Origin of the sequence: Actinoplanes sandaracinus, from assembly GCF_030009775.1 — a bacterium.
GTDB lineage: Bacteria > Actinomycetota > Actinomycetes > Mycobacteriales > Micromonosporaceae > Actinoplanes > Actinoplanes sandaracinus.
The window spans coordinates 271,117-278,149 of record NZ_JASCTH010000013.1 but is presented as its reverse complement, the minus strand read 5'-3'; the positions used below and the strand labels follow the sequence as shown (position 1 = coordinate 278,149).

Annotated in this window: 4 protein-coding genes; 2 read left to right on the top strand and 2 right to left on the bottom strand. The window is 74.6% G+C overall.

The features are described 5' to 3' along the window. Positions 1–48: 48 nt before the first annotated feature. Positions 49–789 (top strand): ATP-binding protein, encoded by a 741-nt coding sequence (locus QLQ12_RS21420; RefSeq protein WP_282762011.1) that lies wholly within the window; start codon positions 49–51, stop codon positions 787–789. Between the two features lie 178 nt (positions 790–967). Further along, the gene (locus QLQ12_RS21415) at positions 968–1,696 is read left to right on the top strand and encodes an ATP-binding protein (protein WP_282762010.1); all 729 of its coding nucleotides are present in this window, start codon (positions 968–970) and stop codon (positions 1,694–1,696) included. Between the two features lie 45 nt (positions 1,697–1,741). Here the strand turns inward: QLQ12_RS21415 and QLQ12_RS21410 are convergent, their stop codons facing one another. Both QLQ12_RS21410 and QLQ12_RS21405 read right to left on the bottom strand, forming a co-directional pair. Further along, complete coding sequence (locus tag QLQ12_RS21410) at positions 1,742–2,878, bottom strand: SigB/SigF/SigG family RNA polymerase sigma factor (RefSeq protein ID WP_282762009.1); 1,137 nt, start codon at positions 2,876–2,878, stop codon at positions 1,742–1,744. Positions 2,879–3,323: 445 nt separating this feature from the next. Continuing rightward, positions 3,324–4,115 carry a hypothetical protein gene (locus QLQ12_RS21405; protein ID WP_282762008.1) on the bottom strand — a complete coding sequence of 264 codons (792 nt, stop codon included), beginning with the start codon at positions 4,113–4,115 and terminating at the stop codon, positions 3,324–3,326. Positions 4,116–7,033 lie beyond the last annotated feature (2,918 nt).

The following is a 7,033-nucleotide window of genomic DNA, read 5'->3' as shown; positions in this document are numbered from 1 at the left end:
CCCCCCCCCCCCCCGCCGGACGTCGTGCGAGACCGTGGAGGGAGGCGAATGCCCAGCCAGCTCGTCTGCCGTCCGGAGCAGGACCTCCCGGTGGCGGTCCTGCGGATCAGCGGAACCCTCGACCGGGTCACCGGCGGGGCGCTCGGCGCCGCCGTGCGCCGCAGCCTGTCCGTGCAGCCGGCGAAAGTGCTGCTGGACTTCACCCGCCTGCGGGTCGACGACCCGGCGGCACTGGACGGGCTGGGCGCCCTCGTCTGTCAGGCGGAGGAATTCCCCGCGGCGCCGATCGTGGTCTGCGGCGCCGGCCCACGGACCAGGGCCGCTCTCGCCGCCGTCCCCGACTGCGCCCGCCTGGAGATGGCCGCCGACTGCGACAACGCGCTGGCCGAGGCCGAGAACCAGCCGTCCGCACCCACCCTGCGGGTGCGCCTGCGCCCGGTCCCGGAGGCCTGCCGGCAGGTGCGCCACCTGGTCGCCCAGGCCTGCACCGCGTGGCAGCGCACCGACGTGACGTCGACCGCCACGCTGGTGGCCACCGAGCTGGTGGCGAACGTCGTCCGGCACGCGCACACCACGATGGACTTCACCCTGGGGTTGCGCGACGGCCGGCTCACCGTGGCGGTTCGGGACCGCAGCCGTCTAATGCCCCGCGCCCTCGACCCGGCCGTCACCGATGCGGGCGGGCGTGGCCTGCGCCTGGTCCGCGACCTCACCGACGCGTGGGGTGTCCTGCCGGTCCCCGACGGCAAGGTGGTCTGGACCCAGCTCGCCACCGGAGCCGCGGTGTGACCGTCGCACACCTCTGACGGTCCCGGCGCACCGGCCGCCGGACCGGTGTGACAGACACCCCGCCGCGTGGCCGGGACGGGCCGCCCGCCGGACCGTGGGGGCCGACATCGTGGTCGCGACATGCTGACGTTTACCCTGCAGGCCGCGGGGAATCCGCCTCTGGTCGGAAGGGCCAAGCATGTCGATCCGGTTCGAGGTGAACGGCGATCGAACCACTCTGATCGCGACGGTGTCCGGCCATCTCCGGGTGTCCGGCGTCGCCGCCCTCCGCCGGCACCTGCTGGAGTGCCTCGCCGAGCAACCCGAGGCGCTCCTGATCGATCTGTCCGGGTTGGAGGTGGAACAGCCACGGGCCCTGTCCATCTTCACCGTGGTGCTGCGGCAGGCCGCCAAGTGGCCCGGCACGCCGATCATGCTCTGCGGGCCCACCCCGGCCACCCGGGAACTGATGGTGGTCCCCGTCCAGCACCGGCTCCCGCTCTGCGACGACCTGGCGGCGGCGCTCGCCCACCTGAACGGCGAACGGCAGACCGTGCCGTCGGTGAGTGAGGACCTGCTTCCGGTCGCCGGCACCACCCGGCACGCCCGCGACCTCGCCACCGAGGCGTGCCTGCGCTGGGACCTGCCCGGCCTGGTCGCGCCGGCCAGCGTGATCGTCACCGAGCTGATCGGCAACGTGGTCGACCACGCCCACACGATGATGACGCTGTACCTGTCGCTGCGGCCACGCTACCTCAACATAGCGGTCAGTGACGGGTCGCCACAGCCACCGGCCGCGCCCGGACCGGTGCCGCCGGAAGCGGCCAGCGGGCGCGGACTGTTGCTGGTCAACGAACTGGCGGACTGCTGGGGACACCTGCCGTCGAAGGACGGCAAGGTGGTCTGGGCGGCGCTGCGCCGCCCCTGACGGTCACCCTCCGCTGTCAGGCTTCATCGTGGTCACCGACCGCTGTCAACCTCGCCGCAGTACTCCGGCCAGACCCGACACTGCCAAGATCCTCGCGACGTACGGCTGAGCGCCCGTCACCGAGAACTCGGTCCGCGCCGTCGCGGCGGCCTGTGCCGCCTCCAGCAGCACGGACACCCCGGCCGCGTCGACCAGCGGGACGGCCGTCAGGTCGACCACGACCGACGCCACCCCGATACCCGTGATCGCGTGCCGCAGCCCGATCCGCAGCCGTTCCGCGGTGTCCCGGTCGACCTCACCGCGCACCAGCACCCGCAGCACGTCGCCGTCACGGGCCACCGACACCTGCATGCCGGCGCGGCCGCCACGGGCCTCGCCCTCCCAGTGCGGCGGACTGTCGCTGAGCATCGCCTCCCGCAGCCAGGTCAGCGCCCGGCTGAGTAGCCGGGACACGTGCATCTGCGAGATGCCCAGCTCTTCGGCGATCTCGGCCTGGGTGCGGTTGCCGTAGAAACGCATCGCCAGCATCCGGCGCTCCCGGGCCGGCATGCGCATCAGCAGGTCGGCGACGGTCAGCTTGTCGGTCACCGACTCCAGGTCGTCGTCGGGCCCACCGAGCAGGTCGCCGAACTCCATCGCCCCGTCCTCGGCGACCGGCGCGTTCAGCGACGCCGGAGAATAGCCGGCGGCCGACTCGACCGCCTCCAGCACGGCCGCCTCGCTCACCCCCAGGCGGTCCGCCACCTCACCGGCCGTGGGGGTACGCGCCAGCGCGCTCGTCAGAATCATCGAGGCGTGCCCGACCTCGAGGCTCAGGTCCTGCACCCGCCGCGGAACGTGCACCCCCCAGGTGCGGTCCCGGAAGTGCCGCTTCAGTTCACCGGAGATGGTGATCACCGCGTACGCCGTGAAGGAGCCGCGCTCCGGGTCGTACCGGTCGACCGCCTTGACCAGGCCCAGCCGGGCCACCTGCTCGAGGTCCTCCATGTACTCGCCGCGGCCGCGGTAGCGGCGGGCGATCCGCCCGGCGAACGGCAGGCAGTAGTGGACCAGCTTCTCCCGCAACGCCTCGATCTCGGTGGGAGTGGCCCCGTCCCGGCGGGCCGCGAACGCCATGGCGGCCGCGTCGAGATCTTCGAGCATGTTCTCGGCCGGCTCACCGACCTGACCCCGCGAGGGCATGTCACCCCTTCCGGACGCGGTTCGGGGCAGCACCGAATGACCCGGCAACCACCCCGTCGACGGAAGCTTCTTCCCGTTTCACTCTCACCCCAAACACATTCACCGCGGAACGTCGTGCTTGTTCCGGACCGGGCACTCGCTCCCTCCCCCGCCGCCCGGCGGCCCGGCCGCGGCTCCAGCGCTATTTCCGCACGTCCGCGCCTCGCCGCTGCTCCTCCCACACATTCGCCACTCGCCGCCGCGGCTTCCTCCCGGGCTTCCTCCCGGGCTTCCTCCCGGCGAGAGGTCGTGCGCCGCGCCGGCAAGCCAGGAGCAGAAGTCCAGGATCGCCCCTCGCGCCCGTTCGGAGCGCCTGACGCCCTCAGCGTCCACCCAAAGCGCGACACCCGGTGGCGGTGCTCTCAGCGCTCGCCCTTCCTCGATCGCACGGGCCGGACGGTCACGACTACTGGGTGCGGCGGCCGGGGAGGCCGCTGGGCGCGGCCGACGGGTCGTCGAGAACCTCCGGCGCGGCGGGCGCGGCCGCTGCCGGAGCCGCCGGCCTCGGCTGGCCCGCCGCCGAGCGGACCGGGAGCCCAGAGGGGATGTGCTGGTCGTCCGTCGGCGCACCATCGGACGGGCTCGCCGCGGCCGGGGCCGCCGGACCGGCGCTGGGAGCCGGAGCCGGCGAGTTGTGCTGACCCATGTCCGGCGCCTGCAACGGCGGGCGCGCCGCCGCCCGCGGCCGTGCCGCCTCCCCCGCCGCGTTCTGCTGGCCCACGTCGGGCGCCTGCAGCCGCGGAGCGTTCTGCTGACCCATGTCCGGAGCCTGCAGCCGCGGAGCGTTCTGCTGACCCATGTCCGGAGCCTGCAGCCGCGGAGCGTTCTGCTGACCCATGTCCGGAGCCTGCAGCCGCGGAGCGTTCTGCTGACCCATGTCCGGAGCCTGCAACGGCGGGCGCGTCGCGGCCTGCGGCCGTGCCGCCTCCCCCACGGAAATGTGCTGACCCATATCCGGCGCCTGCAACGGCGGGCGCGCCGCCGCCTGCGGCCGAACCGCCTCCCCCGGGGCGTTCTGCTGACCCATATCGGGAGCCTGCAACGGCGGGCGGACGGCGGCCTGCGCCGGGGCGCCGTGCTGACCCATGTCGGGAGCCCGCAACAGCGGCCGGGACGACGGGGCGAGCTCGGCGTTCGGGCCGGAAGCCGCTGGCTGCGGCGTGAAGGCGGCGGCCTGGTCCGGCTGTTGACCAGGCATCGCGCCAGTGGGCGTGCCCGCGCCCCCCGGTGTCGCGAAACCGCCGGACATCCGTGGCGCGGAGGCCGCCGGCGGCTGTGCGGCACGGGCCGAGCGGGGGAACCTGGGCGCGTCGAGCGGGCTGTTCTGCTGGCTGTATCGCGAGGGCTGCCGCATCACGTCATCCAGGCCGTCGGAGATTGGGCCGGCTGTGGCCGGGACGTCCGCGCCGAAGCCGGACGCCTGCTGGCCGCTCGTGAACGGGGCGCCGCTCGCCGGCGCCGCGGGCATCGGCCTGTTCGGCGAGGTCGTTGTTGTGGCATCCCCGCCCGGGAGGACACCGCCGGCTTGGCCCGCGGCTGCCCAGGGCATGCCGCCCGGGGCACCAGCGCCGGGCTGACCCGCTAGCCCCAGGCCCATGCCGCCCGGGCCACCGCTGGCCGGGGCACCGCCGCCCGGGGCACCGCCGCCCGGGGCACCGCCGGCCGGGGCACCGCTGGCCGGAAAACCGCCGCTCGAAGCGCTGTCGGGTAGGAAGCCGCCGCTCTGACCGTTGTCAGGCAGACGGCCGCCACTCCGGCCGACGTCCGGCAAACGGCTGCCGCTCTGACCGTTGTCAGGCAGACGGCCGCCACTCCGGCCGACGTCCGGCAAACGGCTGCCGCTCTGACCGTTGTCAGGCAGACGCCCGCCGCCGTCGGAGAGGCCGGCCAGGCCGGGACTCGTCCCGACCGAAAGGCTTCCCCCCGGAACGCCACTGCTCGGGCCGCCACTGCTCGGGCCGCCACTGCTCGGGCCGCCGCCGCTACCCGGGCCGTCGGACATTGAGGCGGTTCCCTGGTTCACGGCATCGCCCGGCATCGACCCGGTAGGAAGGGCGCCGCCCTCCAGGGAGCTGAACCCGCCTCGGGGTGCTGCCCCGGCACTGCCGGAGACGGGTCCGCCCGGGGCGAATCCGCCCGGCGTGGTCACATCCTGGCCGGACATTCCCGATGCGGGCCGGCGGTGCGCTCCGCTACCCGGGAGAGCACTGCCCGCAAGAGCACCCGGCGGAGCACCGCCCTCGAGCGGTTCGCCGCGGAACATGCTGCTGCCGAGAGGTTGCTCGGGCGCGGGCATACCGGAGGAAGAGGGCACATCCGAAGCCGCCGGGGTGCCGGGATCCTCGCCCCCGAGCCGGGCTAGCCCGGGAAAAGCGGAGGCGGACGCCACGCCGGACGGTCCAGAAGTCCCGATGCCGGGCGAACCCATGCCGGAAGTCCCAGGATCCATCAAAGACGACGAACCGCTCATGCCCGGCGAATCCGGGACGGCCGGTCCGGACGACTGCCCTGCGGCCGACGAAACCCCAGACGCGGAGCCGGGCGGGTCGTTCGCGCCTACCCACCCGGAGAACGCTGGCCCAGGCGGCGTCGCACCGGAGGGGGCGGCAGCACTCGACCACCCAGGCGACGCGGAACCGGACGGGCCCACACCAGACGGCGCCATCCCAGGCTGACCGTCAGCTCCCGGCCAACCCGGCAAGCCAGGGCCAGACGAGGCCGGACCAGACGGAGCCGGACCAGACGGGGCCGCACCGGACGGGCCGTCAGCACTCCGCCAACCCGGCGAGGCGGGGCCGGACGGAGCCGTACCCGGCGAGGCGGGGCCGGACGGAGCCGTACCCGGCAGGCCGGTGCCCGCGCCGGGCGTGCCGGAAGTGGTGACGGGCGTACCGGAGATCCTGGGAAGTGGCATGCCGGCGTCGCCGGCCGGTGCGCTGAAGCGCGGCGCGCCCAGATCAGGTGTGCCCGGATCGGGTGCGCCCGGGGCCGCGGCAGCTGTCGCCGACGTGTCGCTATTGGTCAGCCAGGGCGGGCGGGTGCCCGGCGGCGGGCTGACACCGGTCCAGGAGCCGGTCTCCTCGGTCGCCCAGCCGGGGGCGGACGGCTCGGGGGCCGGGGAACGCCCGGCGGACGGATCGAGCGGAGACCAGGCTCGCGGCGTCTCGGCGGAGGCCGCCGGCGGAGGCCAACTCCCGGGAAGGGAACCCGCGCCGGGAGCCGGCCATCCCCCGGCGGCCCGGGCGCCGTCGTCCAGGCCCGGAGCGAGCGGACCGCCGGACGACGGCGGGGACATCGGGGCCGTTCCCTGGACAGGTGCGCCGGAGGGCGTACCGGAGCCGGTGAACGAGCTCGCCGGCGGACCGAATCCCCCGGCCCCGGCCTCGCCGGAGGCGGGGTCGCGCGGCTGGGCGAGACCGGATGCGCCGGGTGCGGAGTCATAGGGCCGCGCCGCCGCCCCCGGAAGAGACGCCGGCCCGGAAAGACCGGAAGTGGCGGTGAAACCGGCTGCCGGCAGACCCGGAGCAGGAGAAGCAGCGCCACCGGGAGCGCCAGAAGCATCAGGTGAAGTGCCATATGACGGGGACTCCTCGATCACCCAGGGTGGTGGGGACGGCACGGCCGACGGCATCAGGCCGGTCTGGCTGGCCTGGCCGGCAGTGGACGGAAAGGGGCCGGGATCAGGCGGATAGTGCCCGGACGGAACGGCGCCCGGGGACCAGGCCGGGCGGGTGGCCGCGACGAGCCCGGAGGCCTCGGCGAGGCCTGCGGCGGCGAGGACCTCGGCGGCGGCCTGCCCGGTACGGCAGGGCAGTGGCTCCCCGCAGGCGGGACACTCGGTCATCCCGTCATGCGGCCCCCGTCCGCCGCCGTGCGCCTCGACCATCCTGGTCGCGGTGCGAGCCAGCACGCTCTCCGGTTTGACATAAGTCGATGCCATCGCCGTGTCGCCCCCATCCCCGCCTGTCCACCTGACGGGACGACAGGACGGTCCCGCCGGGTTGTCTCGGCTCGCTCCAGTTCACCCCTTCGGGGGTACTCCCAGGGCGGATTTCCGCAGATCGGTGCGGATCGGCGCAACCGGGCGGGCAATCGCGGCGATCCGGAGCGCGCGGC

Excerpts from the sequence above, each read along its gene's own strand:
- QLQ12_RS21420 (WP_282762011.1), top strand. The coding sequence starts at position 49 with ATGCCCAGCCAGCTCGTCTGCCGTCCGGAGCAGGACCTCCCGGTGGCG.
- QLQ12_RS21415 (WP_282762010.1), top strand. The coding sequence starts at position 968 with ATGTCGATCCGGTTCGAGGTGAACGGCGATCGAACCACTCTGATCGCG.
- QLQ12_RS21410 (WP_282762009.1), bottom strand. The coding sequence starts at position 2,878 with ATGCCCTCGCGGGGTCAGGTCGGTGAGCCGGCCGAGAACATGCTCGAA.
- QLQ12_RS21405 (WP_282762008.1), bottom strand. The coding sequence starts at position 4,115 with ATGCCTGGTCAACAGCCGGACCAGGCCGCCGCCTTCACGCCGCAGCCA.